At 31.8% G+C, this 18337-nt stretch carries 19 protein-coding genes; all 19 read right to left on the minus strand.

The genetic code is table 11. The features are described 5' to 3' along the window. Positions 1-4: 4 nt before the first annotated feature. On the minus strand, positions 5-1312 hold the full coding sequence (gene aroA, locus J2Z44_RS07660; RefSeq protein WP_209649465.1) for a 3-phosphoshikimate 1-carboxyvinyltransferase: 1308 nt from the start codon (positions 1310-1312) through the stop codon (positions 5-7). A gap of 92 nt (positions 1313-1404) precedes the next feature. Continuing rightward, entirely contained in the window at positions 1405-2205 is an 801-nt protein-coding gene (gene aroF / locus J2Z44_RS07665) for a 3-deoxy-7-phosphoheptulonate synthase (protein ID WP_021285817.1), read from the minus strand. Between the two features lie 10 nt (positions 2206-2215). After that, complete coding sequence (locus J2Z44_RS07670; RefSeq protein ID WP_021285816.1) at positions 2216-2908, minus strand: 5'-methylthioadenosine/adenosylhomocysteine nucleosidase; 693 nt, start codon at positions 2906-2908, stop codon at positions 2216-2218. Between the two features lie 4 nt (positions 2909-2912). Continuing rightward, positions 2913-3998 carry a 3-dehydroquinate synthase gene (gene aroB / locus J2Z44_RS07675; RefSeq protein WP_209649466.1) on the minus strand — a complete coding sequence of 362 codons (1086 nt, stop codon included), beginning with the start codon at positions 3996-3998 and terminating at the stop codon, positions 2913-2915. Positions 3999-4303: 305 nt separating this feature from the next. Continuing rightward, entirely contained in the window at positions 4304-4909 is a 606-nt protein-coding gene (locus tag J2Z44_RS07680) for a DivIVA domain-containing protein (protein ID WP_209649467.1), read from the minus strand. Between the two features lie 16 nt (positions 4910-4925). Beyond that, on the minus strand, positions 4926-5699 hold the full coding sequence (locus tag J2Z44_RS07685; protein WP_021285811.1) for a YlmH family RNA-binding protein: 774 nt from the start codon (positions 5697-5699) through the stop codon (positions 4926-4928). A 15-nt stretch (positions 5700-5714) separates the two neighbouring features. Further along, entirely contained in the window at positions 5715-5978 is a 264-nt protein-coding gene (locus J2Z44_RS07690; protein WP_021285810.1) for a YggT family protein, read from the minus strand. 9 nt (positions 5979-5987) lie between these two features. Next, positions 5988-6458, minus strand: coding sequence for a cell division protein SepF (locus J2Z44_RS07695; protein WP_021285809.1), 471 nt, complete (start codon positions 6456-6458; stop codon positions 5988-5990). Between the two features lie 18 nt (positions 6459-6476). After that, entirely contained in the window at positions 6477-7139 is a 663-nt protein-coding gene (locus J2Z44_RS07700; protein ID WP_021285808.1) for a YggS family pyridoxal phosphate-dependent enzyme, read from the minus strand. Between the two features lie 157 nt (positions 7140-7296). Then, positions 7297-8013 (minus strand): DUF881 domain-containing protein, encoded by a 717-nt coding sequence (locus tag J2Z44_RS07705; RefSeq protein ID WP_209649468.1) that lies wholly within the window; start codon positions 8011-8013, stop codon positions 7297-7299. A gap of 9 nt (positions 8014-8022) precedes the next feature. Further along, complete coding sequence (locus tag J2Z44_RS07710; RefSeq protein WP_209649469.1) at positions 8023-8364, minus strand: small basic family protein; 342 nt, start codon at positions 8362-8364, stop codon at positions 8023-8025. 10 nt (positions 8365-8374) lie between these two features. Continuing rightward, complete coding sequence (locus tag J2Z44_RS07715) at positions 8375-9091, minus strand: DUF881 domain-containing protein (protein WP_021282398.1); 717 nt, start codon at positions 9089-9091, stop codon at positions 8375-8377. Positions 9092-9103: 12 nt separating this feature from the next. After that, entirely contained in the window at positions 9104-9907 is an 804-nt protein-coding gene (locus J2Z44_RS07720) for a cell division protein FtsQ/DivIB (protein ID WP_021282397.1), read from the minus strand. Between the two features lie 408 nt (positions 9908-10315). Next, positions 10316-11416 (minus strand): stage V sporulation protein E, encoded by a 1101-nt coding sequence (gene spoVE, locus J2Z44_RS07725; RefSeq protein WP_021282396.1) that lies wholly within the window; start codon positions 11414-11416, stop codon positions 10316-10318. A gap of 21 nt (positions 11417-11437) precedes the next feature. Beyond that, on the minus strand, positions 11438-12394 hold the full coding sequence (mraY, locus tag J2Z44_RS07730; protein ID WP_209649470.1) for a phospho-N-acetylmuramoyl-pentapeptide-transferase: 957 nt from the start codon (positions 12392-12394) through the stop codon (positions 11438-11440). Between the two features lie 13 nt (positions 12395-12407). Then, positions 12408-13784, minus strand: coding sequence for a UDP-N-acetylmuramoyl-tripeptide--D-alanyl-D-alanine ligase (locus J2Z44_RS07735; RefSeq protein ID WP_021282393.1), 1377 nt, complete (start codon positions 13782-13784; stop codon positions 12408-12410). Continuing rightward, positions 13785-15233: a UDP-N-acetylmuramoyl-L-alanyl-D-glutamate--2,6-diaminopimelate ligase gene (locus tag J2Z44_RS07740; RefSeq protein WP_021282392.1), complete on the minus strand. Its 1449-nt coding sequence runs from the start codon at positions 15231-15233 to the stop codon at positions 13785-13787. A 201-nt stretch (positions 15234-15434) separates the two neighbouring features. Further along, on the minus strand, positions 15435-17633 hold the full coding sequence (locus tag J2Z44_RS07745) for a stage V sporulation protein D (RefSeq protein WP_021282391.1): 2199 nt from the start codon (positions 17631-17633) through the stop codon (positions 15435-15437). 200 nt (positions 17634-17833) lie between these two features. Continuing rightward, positions 17834-18316 (minus strand): septum formation initiator family protein, encoded by a 483-nt coding sequence (locus J2Z44_RS07750; protein WP_021282390.1) that lies wholly within the window; start codon positions 18314-18316, stop codon positions 17834-17836. Positions 18317-18337 lie beyond the last annotated feature (21 nt).

Genomic DNA, 18337 nt, shown 5'->3' on the forward strand with positions numbered 1-18337 from the left:
TACACTATTTCATAAAATTCATAAATTTACTAAAATAAGTTTTTGAATCTGGAAAAGAAATCTCTGAGCAATCCCAGTTGTCAATGATTATTGTAGCTTTTAACTTCATAGCTAGTATAGCAAAAGCCATAGCAATTCTATGATCATTATTTGTCTCTATACTTACACTTCCTTCAGTTGAGGTTTCTCCCTCAACATGAAAACCTTGAATAATTAAGTTATTGTTACTATAAGTAGCCTTGAGATTAGCTTTTCTTAAATTTTTCACTATTCCCTCTACCCTATCACTTTCTTTAACCTTTAACTCTTCTACTCCTTGAAAAACAGTTTCCCCAGCTGCAAATGCCGCAACTACACTAAGTACAGGTATTTCATCAATAATACTTGGTATAATATGATGTTCTATCTTAACGCCTTTTAACTCACTGCTATAGACAACTAAGTCACCTACAGGCTCATTATTAACAATTCCTTTTCCAACTATTTCAATGCTAGCTCCCATAGCTTTTAAAATGTCAATATAAGTTTTTCTACTTTCATTGAGTAAAACATTTTGAACAGTAAGTTTTATATTATGACCTAAAAGAGCTGCACAAATTAAGAAAGAAGCAGAAGATGGATCTGCTGGAACAATTATATCCTTGCATATTATAGGAGAATTCTCTATTGAAATTTTATCTCCACACTTTTCAACCCTAGCTCCTAAAAACTTAAATAAATTTTCAGTATGATCTCTTGTAGGAATTGGTTCAATTACTTTTGTAACTCCATTAGATAAAAAACCTGCAATTAGAACCGCAGATTTTACTTGAGCTGAGGGTACAGGAAGTTCATACTCTATAGACGTAAGTCCCCTGTTCTTTTCAAATCTAATTGGAAGAGTTCCTTTAAAATCATAAATATTCCCACCCATGACTTCAAGGGGATCTATAACCCTCCCCATGGGTCTTTTGCTTAGAGATTCATCTCCAATAAGCTTAGTTTTGATATTTGCACCACAAATTAATCCACTTATAAGTCTGGCAGTTGTTCCAGAATTTTTACAATCTAGTATCTCAACATCTTTATGAAACTCATAGACCCCAGGAGAGTTTACCAGTAATTTGTTTTCATGTGAAACAATGGAAACCCCTAAAGATTTAAGAACCTCAATAGTTGTTTTACAATCTTCACTCATAGCATAGTTTTCTATGGTATATACCCCTTTAGGAATAGTTCCAATAATTAAAGATCTATGGGATATAGATTTATCTCCCGGTACTGTAGTTATAATATCAAAATTTGCTTTGCATCCTTTTATAACTGCTTTCATAAATTACCTCAATGTAAATAATTATATGTTTATAAATAAAATTTAGTTTTAAAATCTATAACATTATATGAATTTTAGCTAAACTCTACAAATTATAAAATATCATTTAGAACTTTACTCTTATTAACAATACTTTTCAAAGTATCCATATTTACAGTTTGCCTTGCATCTGACACTGCATTGTCTGGACAAATATGGCTTTCAATCATAAGTCCATGAGCTCCACAAGCTATAGATGCTAAGCTCATTGATTCTACTAATTCACGTTTTCCTGTGCCATGACTTGGATCCACTATAATAGGCAGCCTATAATTTTCCTTTATTACAGCCACAGAGTTTAAATCTAAAGTATTTCTAGTATATGTTTCAAAAGTTCTAATTCCACGTTCACAGAGTACTACCTGTGAATTTCCACTACTCATTATATATTCAGCGGCATATAGCCATTCTGATACCGTAGCACTTATACCTCTTTTTAATAAAATTGGAAGTGAACTTTTGCCAAGTTCCTTTAGTAAAGTGTAATTATACATATTTCTTGAACCTACTTGAATCATATCTATATATGGAATACATTTTTCAATATCTCTAGCATCCATAATTTCAGTAACAATTGGGAGGTTATAAGACTTACCTACTTCATGTAGAATTTTAATTCCTTCCATATGTAAACCTTGAAAATCATAGGGTGAGGTTCTTGGTTTAAAAGCTCCACCTCTTAAAATGTGTATTCCAATATTCTTTAATTCCTTACCAATAGCCATCATTTTATCATAGCTTTCCACTGAACAGGGCCCTGAAATAAATACTGGCTCTTTGTCTCCAATTGCTATATCTCTAACTTTAACTATTATATTAGGACCACTGTTTTTTTCCACTAGTAAGTTTTTCATTAAATATCACCTACATTGACTTTAACATACTTCTTAAAATAGTATTAGAATTTTTAACTGCTATTGGTTTGAATTTTTCATAGTCCATATGTGCTCCATTGTTTGCGTTATCTGATATGGATCTAATAATAAGGAAAGGTATATCATTTAAATAAGCAACATGGGCTATGCTTGCACCTTCCATTTCGCATGCTAGAGCATTGAATTCTTTACTCAGCCATTTTATTTTTTCACTATTTGCAATAAATTGATCACCTGATACCACTCTACCTACAAAAGTATTTATTCCTTCTAAAGAACTACAGGCAACTCTTCCATGACTTATTAAAAACTCACTACATTTGAAATCATAAGCATCCATTCTTGGTATTTGACCTAATTTTTCTCCAAAAGCAGAGGTATCAACATCATGTTGCACTAAATTATTTGCTATAACAATATCTCCAGGGTAAATCTCTTCCCCAACGCCACCAGCAATACCTACATTAATTATGTAATCTACATCAAACTTATCAGCTAATATTTGAGTACATACCGCAGCATTAACCTTTCCGATTCCACTAGTTACAATAACAACTTCTTTTCCGTAGATAGTTCCACTGTAGAAAACCATTTTCGCTTTTGCAATTTTACTTTTTACTTCCATTTCATCTATTAATGATGCTACTTCTTCTTCCATAGCTCCAATTATTCCAATTATCATAAACTTATCTCCTTCCAATGCTTTCTTCAATTGCTTTAATAATAAGATTTTCTTCCACAACCACTTTAGTCACAGTTAGCCCTATTTTTTCAATTAAAGGCATATTAATTTCATTATTTTCTATTTTCTTATCATGTTTAATAGCATACATAAACAAATTAATATTGTCAACTTTATACTGTGTTGGGAATCCTATGTTTCTCAATAAGTTATAAATCTCCTTATAAACTTCCTCACCTAATCCTAATTTATATTGAGATAGCCTTAATTCTGTTAACATTCCCAAGGCAACAGCATATCCATGAGGAAGCTTATGGTCAGAAGCTATTTCAATTCCATGACCAATTGTATGCCCGAAATTAAGTATATTCCTAAAGTTACTATCCCTAAAATCTTTTGAAACAACTTCATTTTTTATTTTTAGAGATTCTTTAATTATGTATAAAAGCTTTTCTTCCTCTAAACTCATTATCTCTTTCAAATTCTCTTTTAGATAATTTAGCAATGACTTTTCCTTGATTACACCATATTTTACTACTTCTGCCATGCCATTAATGAACTCTTCCTTGGGAAGAGTCTTTAAATAATCTATATCTATAAAGACTAAGTGTGGAACATAAAAAGTCCCAATAGCATTTTTTATGTTTTGAAAGTTGTAACCAACCTTCCCCCCCACAGAACTATCTACCATTGAAATAACTGTAGTGGGAATACTTATATATTTCATTCCTCTCATATAAGTAGCAGCCACAAACCCAGTTAAATCTCCAACTATTCCTCCTCCAAAGGCCACCAAAGTACTAGACCTGTCACTACCATTTTTCAATAAAAACTCATATATGTTATTTACAGTATTAATGTTTTTATTTTTTTCTCCTGAAGATATAACGTGAACCTTAAAATTAAAACCTGAAAATAATTCATTAATTTTTTCCTTATAAATAGAATATATCATATGATCTGTTATAATAAAGATTTTATTATTTTTTTCAAATCCAGTAGCACCTAAAACGCTTTTAAAATCCTTACATCCACTGGTAATATAAATCTTATAAGAACTAAAAGCATCACATACATTAATAATATCCATTCACTTCTCCTCAAATTTAGAGTTTTAATATATAGATATAAATCTTGAAGTTAAAAAATACTTAAGTATTTTTTAACTAGGAAAGGTAATTGTTATAAAAAGTATATTTGTGAATTACTATAACCTTCACTGAAGGTATCAAATTTAATCTCATCATAAAATTAAATAAGCCTTATTCACCTTCCCCTTGTGATTATTTCCATTACTCATAAATTATTTCATTATAAAACTAAATAAAATTAAAAATCCCACTCTAGGAGTGAGATTAAAAACAAAATTTTCTTGTGAGCTCTTATATTTCTCACTTAGTTATCAGAGGCAAAAAAACTTTTGATTTCTTCAAATTCAGAAGTATTGTAATCAAATTTTTCTATTTCTTTAATTTTCTTCTGGTTTAAACTATTATTTGAAATATTGGCATTATCCTCTTCTACTATAGTAGAAATATTATAATTTTTATCAAAATCCTTTTCTAAAGCTTCAAACATTTCCATTTGACTTATCATAAAGTTTCTAAATTTAGCTCTGAACTTAGCAAATTCTTGTTTAGTTCTCTCAAATTCATCATTAATTGTAAGCACATCTGAATGAGCCTTATCCATAACTTTTTTTGCACTTTCGTTTGCATTTCTAATAATTAATTCTGCTTCAGTTTGAGCGCTTAGCTTTGCCTGCTCTGCCGCATTTTGAGCAAGAAGTAATGTGCTTTGAATTGTACTCTCTATCTTTGTGTAGTGATCTAGCTTATCTTGAAAAACACTGATTTTCTCTTTTAAAGTAGTATTTTCTTTATATATTACTTCATAATCTTCTGCTATTTTTTCTAAAAACTCATCTACTTCATCAGCGCTATAACCTCTCATCACTCTTTTGAACTCTTTATTATTAATATCCATTGAAGTTATTTTCATACTAATCACCCCTATATTAAGTGTATTTTCTTATTACGACCTTTAAGCGATTCTTTTGAGTCTCTCCTACAATTTCTTGTATTTTAAACTTACCATAACCTCTTATAGTAATAATATCTAATGGTTTAACTAACTTATCTTTCTTATTATACAATATATGATTAATCATAACAGAGCCATTATTTATTAGAGTATTGCCATCATTTCTAGACAAATTACACAATTCACTAACTACGTTATCCAACCTAAGAGATGAACAGATAATAACTTTCTCTTGAAACTTTACCATAGGTATATTTTCTATATTACTCTCAAGAATTTCAATTTCACAAGGACAACTTCCTACAGTTTCCAAACTTGCCACTATGTAATTTGTTATGTCACCTAATACAGGTACATAACAACTATTATTCTCAACCACTAAGTCTCCAAAAACTTCCCTTTTCAATCCCAAAGACATCAGTGATCCAAGATAATCTCTATGAGTTAAATTTTTGAATTTCGATTTGTTAGTTATTTTAATTAAATCAATTGGATATTCTCTAGGCTCCTCATAGAGGTCAAAGGCAACAATTTTCCTTTCACACTCCTCATATACTCCATAACAATAGATCTTTACCCCAAGTTCCTTTTCCATATTAATAAGTTTGTTATAAATATAAGGAATAAGGAATTCTTTAGTAAAAACTGTATTATGAGTTTTTTTACAAAGCATTATACTGTTGTAGATATTAGATATATAATTTTTGTCACATTGATCAAAAGAATTAATAAATGCTGTTTTTTCCATAAATAAACACCCTTTTTATATAATTCCCACAATTACTAGAATAATGCTTTGTATAATTGAAGCTATACCATAAGCAATAATAGGAGATAAATCAATTGGCAAATTCCCTAAAAATCTGTCATTAATTTTTTCACTTGGTTCCATCAACGGGGCTGTGAAAGCTCTTATTGTATACCAGAGCTTAGAGTTTTTAGCATTAGGAACCCATGAAAGTATCGCATCAGCTATAATTGCCATTTTTAATACTTCAAATAAAATGTTAATTATTCTTACAGCCATTTAAGCCTCCTATTTAGACCAACTAAAAATTCCTTTATTAGTTAATTCATTTTTAAGTTCACTTGTAACTTCAACATTTGATGGAGTTAAAATGAACACTCCTTTTTCAACCTGTTGCAAACCACCTTCTAAAGCATATATTGCTCCTATAAGAAAATCTAAAATTTTGTGACCTACCTTTTGTTCCACCCCAGTAATATTCACAATAACAATTCTTCTGTTTTTTAAATTATCTACTATGGCAGTGCCTTCATCATAGTTCATGGGTTTGCTAATTACTACCTTTGCTGTAGAGGCAGTATGAATATTAACAATCTTGCTTTGTTTCTTCATATTTGCCATAAAAGGTTCGATTTCAAGTTCACTTTTGTCTTCAGCTTGCTCTTTCTCATCTTCATTTTCTACAACATCTTCATCTTCATAATCTTCTTCTTCAAATCCAATTATTCTTCCTAAACCCTTCATAAACTTGTTCTCCATAATTTATCCTCCCAAAGATTATTTATTATAATTTCTTTTACCAAAAACACCTTCACCTATCCGAATTAGGGTTGACCCCTCTTCAATAGCTAGTTTATAATCACCAGTCATTCCAATTGATAAAACTTCCATGTTTATATTTTTAAAGGACCTCTTCTTTAATCCTTCAAATATCTTTTTCATCTCACTGAAATAAACTCTACAGCTCTCTTCACCACCAATAGGAATGGTTGCCATTAAACCTCTAACTTTCACTGAGTTACATTTTTCACAAGCACTGATTATATCTTCTAACTCTTCAACACTTATGCCCGTTTTTGTAGTTTCTTTTCCAATGTTAATTTGTATAAGTACATTAGCAACCCTATCTTTCGATGAAAATTGTTTTTCTAACTCTTCTAGAAGCTTAATACTATCAAGAGAATGAATTAAATGGACTTTATCAACTAAATACTTCACCTTATTTCTCTGAAGATGTCCAATTAAATGCCATTTAATATCTTTTGGAAGTTGTTCAAATTTTTCACTAAGTTCCTGAACTTTATTTTCTCCAAATTCTCTTGCGCCAGCGTTGTAAGCTTCAAGAATTTCTTCCACACTTCTTGTCTTTGATACTGCCAGCAAAGTTACATCCTTTGGAATATCTTTTAAAATATTTAAATAATTTTCTTCAATTGACACTTTTATTCCTCCTTGTATATCCTATTCTCCTTATTTTCAAATTAGGTTATCCTAGGTCATCAAGGTACTATACCATGTATTCTTCATAACCTGCTGAAATTCCTTCAAAAATTAATAAATTTTTTAATTATTTTAATATATTGGTAAAATCTCAGATTTATTTTTCCACATATGGCAATAAATATTTATTTTCTAAAGAGCTATTATAAGCAGGAATTATAATTTCTGAAGAAGTTTCTACTTCCACGTAACATTTTCTTAGCTTTAGTTCCTTCACTTGATTTTTTTGAGTATCTAAGAAGTTTTTTATTACATCTTTGTTTCCTATAGCAGTAATGTAAAAAGGACCAACTACGTTAACTCCATCGAATCTTATAGGAGCACCCCAACAAATTGCTGAAGAGTTAAACACTACCCTATGATCATTTATTGCTATAGCTTCTGCCCCTGCATTCCTTAAATCATTAATTACTATTGCTAAGTCAGAATCATGGACTACCATTCTCCGATCATACACTCCCCCAAAAGTTGCCTCAGGTGCATCATTTAGGGTAATTTTTACTCCTTCTCCTTTAACTGCAGTCTTACCTAACATTAATCTATTTCGTTTAAGTTCCTCGGTTATATCTTTTAGAATATCCTTGTGATTACCTGGGTTATCCTCAATTTTACTAACTTTTCCTGTTAGCTCATCATATTTCTCTTGAAGGTTATAAATTTCTCCTTGTAATTTGATCCGCTCGTTATATGCAGTTTCATACTGCTCTACGTCAAGCAGCTTGCCTCCCTTACTTAAATCCATGTTCATTGCAATTAAAAGTCCAATAATAATCGAAGCTATAAACAGAAAAATACTTGCTTCATTTGTTTGCATCTAATCACCTCAATGACGGAACTTTGCTCGTTCCATAAGTAACCTTCTTATTATCGCAAAATTTGTAAAAACCCTTTCTCCAAATACAATAATTGCAGCTATATATATTGGAATTCCCAGCTTATCTCCAAGATAAACCATTAATGCTGCTAGTACAGCATTACCAAAAAAACCTGAAACAAAGATATCTGGTCTAAAATCCTTATTTAAACTTGATCTAATTGCCCCAAATATAGAATCTATACACGCAAATATAGCTACAGATATATATGGAGAAAACTTTAATGGAATATTGACATTCCAAACTATCCCTAATACAATACCAAGAATTAATCCTACAAATGCAACCATTTAACCACCCCTATTTTTCAACCTCTTTAACATATTCATATTTTAAAGAATCTTGTCCTTTTTTTATTATTACTTCATCACTTGGTTCAATAGAAATGTCACAACCATCTTCCAAATGTTTCGAAAAAGCTCCATAAAAGTTAAGAGTTTCACTAAAGGTTTTCTTATCTCCAATAGCTTTTATCGTTACTCTTTTTTGCGGTGAAACTTTTTCATTATTTATAATAATACCATTTCCTGCTGACCTAATTCCACTTCTATTTGTAAGACGTATATCATTAATAGATATGGCTTCTGCCCCTACTGCATAAAGCTCATTTACAATAGATAATAAATCAAAGTCAAGAATTGGTTGACGATCAACTGAACTACCGAATAAGTTTGCCTTCGGAGTTATATAAATAACAATTCCTGGGCCTTTTACATCACTTAATCCTGCTCTTAGTCTAGTTTCCTGAAGTTCTTGTACTAACAAATTACTCTCATCAGTTTTCCCAGCTGCAGCAGCCTCGTAGTTTTGAGATTTTTCTGTAAGCTCATTAACCTTTTTTTGAAGTTCATCTCTTCTCTTTTTTAGCTGCTCATTCTCAACAAGAATTTCTGGACTCTGTTTATTATTATCTGCCACAGCAGCTTGTTTTTCTCTCATATTTAATTGTGAAGTTACCATAAATCCAAATAATAAAAATATTAGTCCCATAGTTAATTGGTAAACAAACTTCTTCAATACTTTGTCCTCCTATTCTCGTTTATAAATCACTGGATTACCCTTAAAACTTACATCTACATATCCATTAAAGCCTTTAAATTGTTCATCACTTAAAATGCTAAAAGCTTTTGACAGTTTTTCTTTCATATCTTCACTAGTACCAAGCTTTATTTCTGCCTTATCTACTAAAACTTTTATATCTACAAGGTCATTAAGTAGAATAGCTGATACCACGTGACTTCCTATTGCATTATTACTATAGACAAAATCACAAAGTTCTCTTATTGCCTTTTTCTTTTCTTCATTATCCAAAGGCAATACCTCACCGATTTTTGCAGCAGATAAATCAACACCCTCTATTTTGGCCAAATTCATCCCTTCTATACTGCTTCTTTTTTCTAATACAACAGCATTGCTATCAACGATATAAAAACTATCATCATATTGGACATAAAACATTGCTTTTCTTTCAGAAACAATTAAGTTTACTATATTTGGAAGCTTCCGTTCTATTTTAATATCCATAATATAAGGATTTCTTAGAACCTTATTTTTCACAGAATTTGATTGAAACTTAAAAATATTATTTCCATTGCTTAGCTCTGAAAGCTTTACTACTTCCTCTGAAGTTAAGGTGCTATTACCCACTACTCCAATTTCTCCAATGTCAAAGTAATCCAAATTAAAGCATAAAGTTACTAATATGGATGTCATAATAATTATACAAAAGACACCGCGTCTTATCGATTTAAGTTTTTTCTTTTTGCTTAGTATAGCTTGTTTATTCTCAAGAATATACTTTCCATATTCCTTTTTATTTTGCTTATTATTCATTAATTCACCACCATAAAATTCAGCACAAGGCATTTGAAAATAAATAACAAGTCAAAGATGTGAAGGATATTTTGAGTTCACAAGCAAGCTTATGTTCACAAGCAAGCTTATGTTCACAAGCAAGCTTTTGCGACCAGGAAACAGGTTCCGCCGATAGTAGAGCTATCTAAGGATTCTGTTGACGCAGTATAACTCAAAATAGACAAACATACTGACTTATTTATGTTTTAAAAATGCCTAAAACTATAAAATTTATACAATATCATGATACCACTAATTATAATTAAATTCATTATAAATTGCCTAAAATAATTAAAAAAATGACTTACCACTGGTAAGTCACTTTTGTTTACAGGTAAATTCCTATTATTTAATTTAAAGTTATAATTACATGTAATAAATCTATACTTAACTATTATTTTGTCTTGTTATATTCAGAAGAATTCCCACAAACATCATATTAATAGATAAGGATGTACCTCCATAGCTAATAAAGGGCAGTGGCACTCCAGTAACTGGCATTGAACCAGTTACAACGGCTATATTAATCAAGCTTTGTAATATTACAACCGCTGTTATGCCCGTTGCTAGAAGTGCTCCATAAACATCCTTTGCCTTTGAAGCAGCCATAATTCCTCTCCATAAGAAGATAATAAAAAGCACTACAATAAACATACATCCAATAAAGCCTAATTCTTCACCAATAACAGAGAATATAAAATCATTGTGGGGTTCTGGTATATAAAAACACTTTTGTCTAGATTGTCCTATACCCACTCCAGTAAGTCCTCCTGAACCTAAAGCTAAAAGAGATTGTACTAACTGATAGCCTGTAACCTGAGAGTCTGACCAAGGATCTAGAAACCCTGTAATTCTCTTCATTCTGTAAGGTTCAAACCATATTGCCAGTCCAACAAGTCCTAATAGCCCTAATCCCATTTCCGCAATATATGAAAACTTAGTGCCTCCTATGAAAAGCATAGCTACAGTAACTAACATTATAACCGTAGCAATACTAAGGTTTTTCTCAAGTATTACCATTCCAGCAAAGAATCCTGCAAATGCAAGATGTGGTATTACACCCTTTATAAATAATTTAATTCTCTCACCCTTAGCTTCGATACTTTTTGCCACGTATAAAACTACAACGTACTTTGTCAACTCAGAGGGCTGAAAGGATAGTGGTCCTAATTTTATCCATCTTTGCGCTCCATTGACAGGTGGAAATACAAACACTAAACATAGTGCTATAAAAGTAAATATAATTAGAATTCTTGTATATTTCTTTAGTTTATGATAATCAGTATTTAGTGTGAAGAACATAGCTACCATACCAACACAAGCTGCAAACAATTGCCTCCAAAGAAAGTATTCTGGATCTTCATATCTAAAGGCTGCAAAATATGAACTAGCACTATAAACCATGACAACTCCTACGGTAACTAGCATTAAAATAGTAGCAAAAAGAATAAAATCAACTTCTCCCAACTTCATTTTGGGTTTCTTCATATTTAATCCCCCTATTGTATTTTAATGTGTTATTGATAAAAAACCTATCAAACATAACACTACTGTAATGATTGAAAATACTGCTACAATCTTGCTTTCATGCCATCCACTAAGTTCAAAATGATGATGAAGAGGACTCATTTTGAATACTCTTTTTCCAGTAAGCTTAAAGGAAATTACTTGTATTATTACAGATAGAGTTTCTATAACATATATTCCACCAACAATTATAACAAGTAGTTCTAATTTTAAAATCATGGCAATGGCAGCTATAGCACCACCTAAGGCTAGAGAACCAGTATCTCCCATAAATATTTGCGCTGGATAGGAATTATATCTTAGAAAGCCCAAAAGAGAACCAGCTAAAATTCCACAGAAGATAGCTAAAGTATAGTAACCCATGCCAAAGCTTACAAGTGCAAAGAAGGTCATAACAAGCAATGTAATAGAACTTGCTAATCCATCAAGACCATCAGTAAGATTAACTGCATTAGTAGTTGCTGCAAAGTAAACTATTATACAAGGTATAAAGAATACTCCTAAGTCAAAGGTATTTGCTGTAAAGAATGGTATCATGATGTCTGTACCAATTTTCCTAGTTGCATAATACCCTAAAAATCCTGAAGCAAGAACTATCAGAATCATCTTTTGATAACTTTTTAGTCCCTCGTTTTTCTTTTTGATGATTTTAAGTGCATCATCTATAAGTCCAATTATTCCAAACGCAACTAAGGAATAAAGAGCTATCATAGCTTCATCCTTTGGATTTCTAACAATGACAATCATTGTTAAGCAAGTAGCAATTATAAAAATTATTCCTCCCATTGTTGGAGTTCCTTGCTTTTTCTTATGACTTTCTGGTCCTTCATCTCTAATGTTTTGACCAAATTTAAACTTATGAAGCATTGGAATAAGAAATGGAGCTATTAAAAGTGCTACTAAAAAAGCAACTAGCACAGAATATACAACTTTACTCATACTATACCCCTCCCTAAACAGTTGTCTTTTGTATACCACTAACAATACTTTCAAATTTCATAGTTCTTGATGCCTTTACCAAAATAACATCTCCTTCTTTTATAGTGGTTGATAAATAACTTAATAATTCTTCCCCAGTATGGAAGGTGAAAATACTTTCGTCTCCATATCCAGTCCTAAAGGCATCGTTAAATTCCCCCGCTGTAAGTAGTAAATCTACATTGGACTTTCTAGCATAACTTCCAACTCTCATATGAGCATTAAAAGCCTCATGTCCTAATTCCTTCATTGTACCAAGAACCGCAATTTTTCTCTTGCCTTCATAGTTTTTAAGTACATCTAAGGCAGCTTCCATAGAATCTGGACTTGCATTATAGGCATCATTAATAATTATATACTTGCCACAGTTAACAATGTCTAATCTCATAGAAGTAAATTCTAAAGACTCAATTCCCTTAGAAATTTCTTCGTAAGTTACCCCTAGTTCTCTAGCTGCTGCAATAGCAAGTAAGGAATTTAACACATTATGCATTCCTGGAATTCCCACTTCAATTGGATTTTCTACTTCTTTTCCCCCTTCAACAACATTAAATTTTATATGGTCATTATTTATAATTATTCTGCTAGCTGTAAAATTATAATCATTTTCTAATCCAATTTTTATAATTTTATAATTGTCTGAAGTTAAACTTTGGAGCATGTCATTATCACCATTTATAATCAGCTTATTATCTCTTCCAAAGAATGAGGTAATCTCCATTTTTGCCTTCAAAATATTTTCCCTAGATTTTAAATTTTCTATATGAGAAAGGCCAATATTTGTTATTATTCCAAGGTCCGGTCTTGCAACTTTTGCAAGCCTTTCAATTTCTCCAAGATTGCTCATTCCCATTTCTAATATTGCTATATCATAGCTATTATCAAGAGAAAATACCATAAGTGGTAAGCCTACCTCATTATTAAAATTTCCTTTTGTTTTAAAAACCTTATATTTGGGACTTAAAACTGCAGCAACTAAATCTTTAGTAGAGGTTTTCCCAGTAGACCCAGTAATGCCTATAACTTTTATATTTAGTGTTCTTCTATAATATTCCGCTAAATCTAAAAGAGCTGTTCTAGTATCTTCTACCAATATAATAGCTACATTCTCATTAAAATCCTTTAAATTTAAATCTTCCCTGTGAATTATACAAAGAGCTGCACCTGCTTCTATTGCTTTGTCTAGATAACTATGACCATCAAAATTCTCTCCAGCTAAAGCAAAAAATATATCTCCAGGAGTTACTTTTCTACTATCTATTGAAACTTTATCAAATTCTATAGTTTTCCCCGGTTTTAATATCTTTCCTTTGACTCCTTCAACTATTTGATCTAACGTTATTTTTTCCATCTATAACTCCAGCTCCTTTATAATCTCTGCTACAACTTTTCTTTCATCAAAGTCTATAGTTTTATCTTTAAGTATTTGGTAGGTTTCATGTCCTTTTCCAGCAATAACGATAATATCTCCGTTAGCTGCTATGCACATAGCTCTTTTTATGGCTTCTCTTCTATTCTCAATCATTTCATAATTATTCTTTTTCACTCCTGCCCTAATTTCCTCGATAATACTGAAAGGATCTTCAGTTCTAGGATTATCAGAGGTGATTATAGCAAAATCGCTTAATTCAGTACCAATTCCACCCATAATCGGTCTTTTAGTTCTATCTCTATCTCCACCACAGCCAAAGACACAAATAAGTCTTCCTGGAGTAAATTCTCTCACGTTTTTAAGTATGTTTTCTAAACTGTCTGGAGTATGGGAATAATCCACAATAACATCGAAATCTAAATGATTGTTTAAAGTAACAATTTCACATCTTCCTGGCACTGTAACTTTTTCAAGGGCATTTTTAATTGTATATAAATCCACCCCTTCATTTAAAGCAACTCCAATGCAACCAAGAGCATTATACACATTATATTTTCCTGGAATAGATAACTGAATTACTATCTCCTGGCCCTGATGATTTAAAGTAAATCCTATTCCCCTAGAGTGTAAGTTTAAATTATATGCTTTTAAGTCACTATCTTTTAATAGTGAATAGGTAGTTATATTTTCCTTTACCATTTCTACTAATCTTTTGCCATAAGTATCATCTATATTTATTATAGAATTTTTGCTCATTGAAAATAGTTTTGCTTTTGCATTAAAATAATTTTCAAAGGTTTTATGAAAATCTAAATGATCTTGTGTAAGATTTGTAAAAATTCCTTCTGCAAACTCTATTCCATAAACCCTATGTAGATCTAAAGAATGAGAGGATACTTCCATAACGCAGTAGTCTACTCCATTTTCCACCATTTCTTGAAATAATCCTTGTAGTTCTAAAGATTCTGGAGTAGTTTTATCCGTATGAATTTCTGTTTTACCAATATAGTTTGCTATAGTTCCAATTAAACCTACTTTATAACCTTTTTCCTCTAGTATAGCTTTAAGCATAAAAACTGAAGTAGTCTTACCATTAGTTCCTGTAACTCCAATAATCTTCATTTTTCTGCTTGGATGACCATAGTAACTGGATGCTGCTAATGCTAAAGCTTTTCTACTATCTTCAACACTAATATAAGTTATTCCTTCTACATATTCTACAGACTTTTGTACTACTATAACCTTTGCTCCATTGTCAATGGCCTTGTTTATAAATTTATGTCCATCTACATTAAACCCTTCTATAGCAAAAAATATGTCTCCTGATTTTACTTTTCTGCTATCATATTGAACAGAATTTATTTCAACATCGTCTAGTCCACTTAATATATTATAATTTATATTTTCTAAAAGACTCTTAATCTCCATTTTTTCACTCCTTTATATTTTTGTAAATAGTGATTGAATTTATATTATTATGAGCTTTCTATGTAATAAAAAATCTTGGCATACAAGGCAAATCCGGTAGCACAGCAAAGCTGCTGCAATCTACCGGTGATTTTCCTTTAACATATTATATTTATACACCAGATTATTACAGTGTGCAATAACCTTTCGCTCAGCACTTTTCTAGTCCGCTAAAACCTGTAAATGACAAGTTATAACAGTACCCTTCTTAACTATCTGACCAGCTTCAATACTCTGACCACCCACAACTCCGTCTCCAACAAATTGTACTTTGAGTCCCAGGTTTTCTAAAAGTTTTCTTGCTGACTCTGGTGTAGTTCCCATTAAGTCTGGTACACCTACAGTGCTATCTGTTTGTGACTGTTTACCGGTATAGAGAATTATCTCGCTTCCTTCTTTAACCATGTAACCTGGCTTTGGACTAATATCTACTACATATTCTCCATCACCTTCTATTCTATAGCTAAGCCCAATATCCTTTAAAATTTTAGTTGCATCGGCTTTTTTCTGTCCTCTTATTTCAGATATAACAACATCTTTCTTTAAGCTTTTCTGTACATCCTCTGAGTTTGCATCTGGCTTTAAAGCAAAATAGTTAAATATATCATTAAACAACACTTTTCCTACTGGTGCTGCTATTTGGCCAGCATAGTATAGAGATGGGTTAGGCTCATCTATGGAAATAAACACAGTTACCTTTGGATCATTAGCAGGAGCCATTCCTGCAAATGAAGAAATATATTTTCCTTGTGCATATCCTCCATTTACTGGATCCACCTTCTGAGCTGTACCAGTTTTACCCGCTATATGATAACCTGGAATATGTGCTTTTGATGCCCCACCAGTTGCAACTGTAGCTTCTAAATGTTTTCTCATTCTTTCCATAGTTTCTGACTTTATCTCAGATCTTTTATTGTAATTTGAGAAGGTAGCGTCAATTACTCTGTTACTGTCATCATCATAATGTATAACTTCCTTCATTAGGTGAGGAGTGATTAAGGTTCCTCCATTGGCTATGCTATTAAAAGCTTGCATATATTGTATAGCAGAAACAGTATTACTCTGTCCAAAAGATATGGTTGCCAAATCTGTTACAGATATTTGCTCAGTTGGCTTTACTATCCCTCTTGCTTCTCCTGGCAAATCAATACCAGTTTTTTTACCAAAACCATATTTATATATATATTCATTTAATGCTTCCTTTTTCATCCTATCGGCAAGTACCATAAACCCTACGTTACAAGAGTTTTTTATGATTCCTTCGAAGTCTAAAGGTCCATGGCCTGAAGTCTTCCAGCAGTGAATAGTTCTTCCACCAATAGTCAATCCGCCGCCACAATTAAAGGTTTCACCTTCTTTTAAAACCCCTTTTTCAATGGCAGCAGTAGCGGTTACAACCTTGAAAATTGACCCTGGCTCATAAGCATCACTTACAGCTCTATTTCTCCAGGTCTTCTGCGTATCTTCGTTACTAAGCCCTTCTGGCCATGGGTTATTTGGATCATAATCAGGCTTGTTTGCCATAGCTAGTATCTCGCCAGTCTTAGGATCCATTACAATAACCGAAACCGCCTTAGCATCATTGTCTTTTAAAGCTTGTGAGGCCGCTTTCTCAGCAAAATATTGTATATTTTCGTCAATGGTCAAAACTACATCTCTTCCATCAACTGGTTCTGTATACTCAGATATTTTATAAGGAAGGTCTTCACTTTTTTGATCTGTTTCAGCAATTTTTATACCTGGCACACCTGCAAGAAACTTGTTATATTGGAGTTCAATTCCTGTAAGCCCTTCTCCATCAGAGTTAGTGTGTCCTAATATATGAGCTGCAAAGCTTCCATTAGGATAGTATCTCTTAGTATCGGGTGAAATAACAAGTCCACGAAGAGACATTTCCTCAGAATATTTTTTAATTCCATCAGCTATATCTTTTTCAATTCTTCTTTTTAAAATTGCTGCTCCTCTTGGTTTACCATTTGGAAGTGGTCTAGTTAATTTATCTAGTACCTCAGCAGGATCCATTTTTGCTATTTCTGCAATTTTAGGAGCTATAGTTTCCATTGTTATTTTTTGCTGTTCAATAGAATTCCTTAAGGCATTAAGATCTAAATCTACCCTATAAACGTTAGCACTCACTGCTAACTCCTTTTCATTTCTATCTAGTATCCTACCACGTTTAGCATTAATCTTAACATCACTTGTCCATTGTTGAGTCGCTCTTGCCTTATATGTACCGCCTTCTACGAACATTATAAAAGTAATTCTTACAATAAGTCCAATAAAAATAGCGAATACTATCATAAGAGTATACAGCATTCTTTTTTTCATTATTACTTTGTCTCTAAATTCTTTTCTTGCCACCTCTACTCCCCCACTAACTAAGGCATTTTCAAAAAATAAATTAGTCAGTATGTTTGTCTATTTTGAGTTATACTGCGTCAACAGAACCCTTAGATAGCTCTACTATCTGCGGAACCTGTTTCCTGGTCGCACAAGCTTGCTTGTGAACTCAAAATATCCTTCACATCTTTGACTTGTTATTTATTTTCAAATACCTAAAATTAAAATAAGAAACTTTTCAACTTATCAAGGAACTTCCTTGATGCACTTTCTATATTTTTTTCTTCATGGGGTAATTCAATTGATTTTAAATTACAGTATACTGCACTGCCTGCAACTGGTGTTATCATTTTTAGTTCCTTTGTAGCCACCTCTTCAATATAACTTATATTGTTATACTTTAATAATTGAACTTTTAAACCTTCATTTTCTTCAGCGAGGTCACTAATTTGATTATTAATATTTATAAGTTCTTTTTGAGTTGAATAAATGGAACTATATCTAAAAAGTATTGTAAAAGCAATAACAAATGATGAGGCTAAAGTTCCTGCAAACTTCATGGCCTTTAGTAATCTTTGTCTATTTTCTTCTGAATTGCTTTTAACCTTTTTCTTAACTTTTATTTTTTCTTTAGGTAGAGCAGTTGTTTTAGGTGCTAATACCGTATTTCCATGTATTGAATTACTCTCATTCTCTATTAACATTTTACGACCCCCATATCGTTT

The sequence above is a fragment of the Clostridium punense genome (genome assembly GCF_017874425.1).
GTDB classification, from domain to species: Bacteria; Bacillota; Clostridia; order Clostridiales; family Clostridiaceae; genus Clostridium_J; species Clostridium_J punense.

Coding starts and splice junctions, on each gene's coding strand:
- J2Z44_RS07705 (WP_209649468.1), bottom strand. CDS start 8,013: ATGCAAACAAATGAAGCAAGTATTTTTCTGTTTATAGCTTCGATTATT.
- mraY (WP_209649470.1), bottom strand. CDS start 12,394: ATGAGTAAAGTTGTATATTCTGTGCTAGTTGCTTTTTTAGTAGCACTT.
- J2Z44_RS07680 (WP_209649467.1), bottom strand. CDS start 4,909: ATGAAAATAACTTCAATGGATATTAATAATAAAGAGTTCAAAAGAGTG.
- J2Z44_RS07685 (WP_021285811.1), bottom strand. CDS start 5,699: ATGGAAAAAACAGCATTTATTAATTCTTTTGATCAATGTGACAAAAAT.
- J2Z44_RS07750 (WP_021282390.1), bottom strand. CDS start 18,316: ATGTTAATAGAGAATGAGAGTAATTCAATACATGGAAATACGGTATTA.
- aroF (WP_021285817.1), bottom strand. CDS start 2,205: ATGAAAAACTTACTAGTGGAAAAAAACAGTGGTCCTAATATAATAGTT.
- J2Z44_RS07735 (WP_021282393.1), bottom strand. CDS start 13,784: ATGGAAAAAATAACGTTAGATCAAATAGTTGAAGGAGTCAAAGGAAAG.
- aroA (WP_209649465.1), bottom strand. CDS start 1,312: ATGAAAGCAGTTATAAAAGGATGCAAAGCAAATTTTGATATTATAACT.
- J2Z44_RS07695 (WP_021285809.1), bottom strand. CDS start 6,458: ATGGAGAACAAGTTTATGAAGGGTTTAGGAAGAATAATTGGATTTGAA.
- spoVE (WP_021282396.1), bottom strand. CDS start 11,416: ATGAAGAAACCCAAAATGAAGTTGGGAGAAGTTGATTTTATTCTTTTT.
- J2Z44_RS07670 (WP_021285816.1), bottom strand. CDS start 2,908: ATGATAATTGGAATAATTGGAGCTATGGAAGAAGAAGTAGCATCATTA.
- J2Z44_RS07690 (WP_021285810.1), bottom strand. CDS start 5,978: ATGGCTGTAAGAATAATTAACATTTTATTTGAAGTATTAAAAATGGCA.
- J2Z44_RS07740 (WP_021282392.1), bottom strand. CDS start 15,233: ATGGAGATTAAGAGTCTTTTAGAAAATATAAATTATAATATATTAAGT.
- J2Z44_RS07710 (WP_209649469.1), bottom strand. CDS start 8,364: ATGGTTGCATTTGTAGGATTAATTCTTGGTATTGTATTAGGGATAGTT.
- J2Z44_RS07720 (WP_021282397.1), bottom strand. CDS start 9,907: ATGAATAATAAGCAAAATAAAAAGGAATATGGAAAGTATATTCTTGAG.
- aroB (WP_209649466.1), bottom strand. CDS start 3,998: ATGGATATTATTAATGTATGTGATGCTTTTAGTTCTTATAAGATTTAT.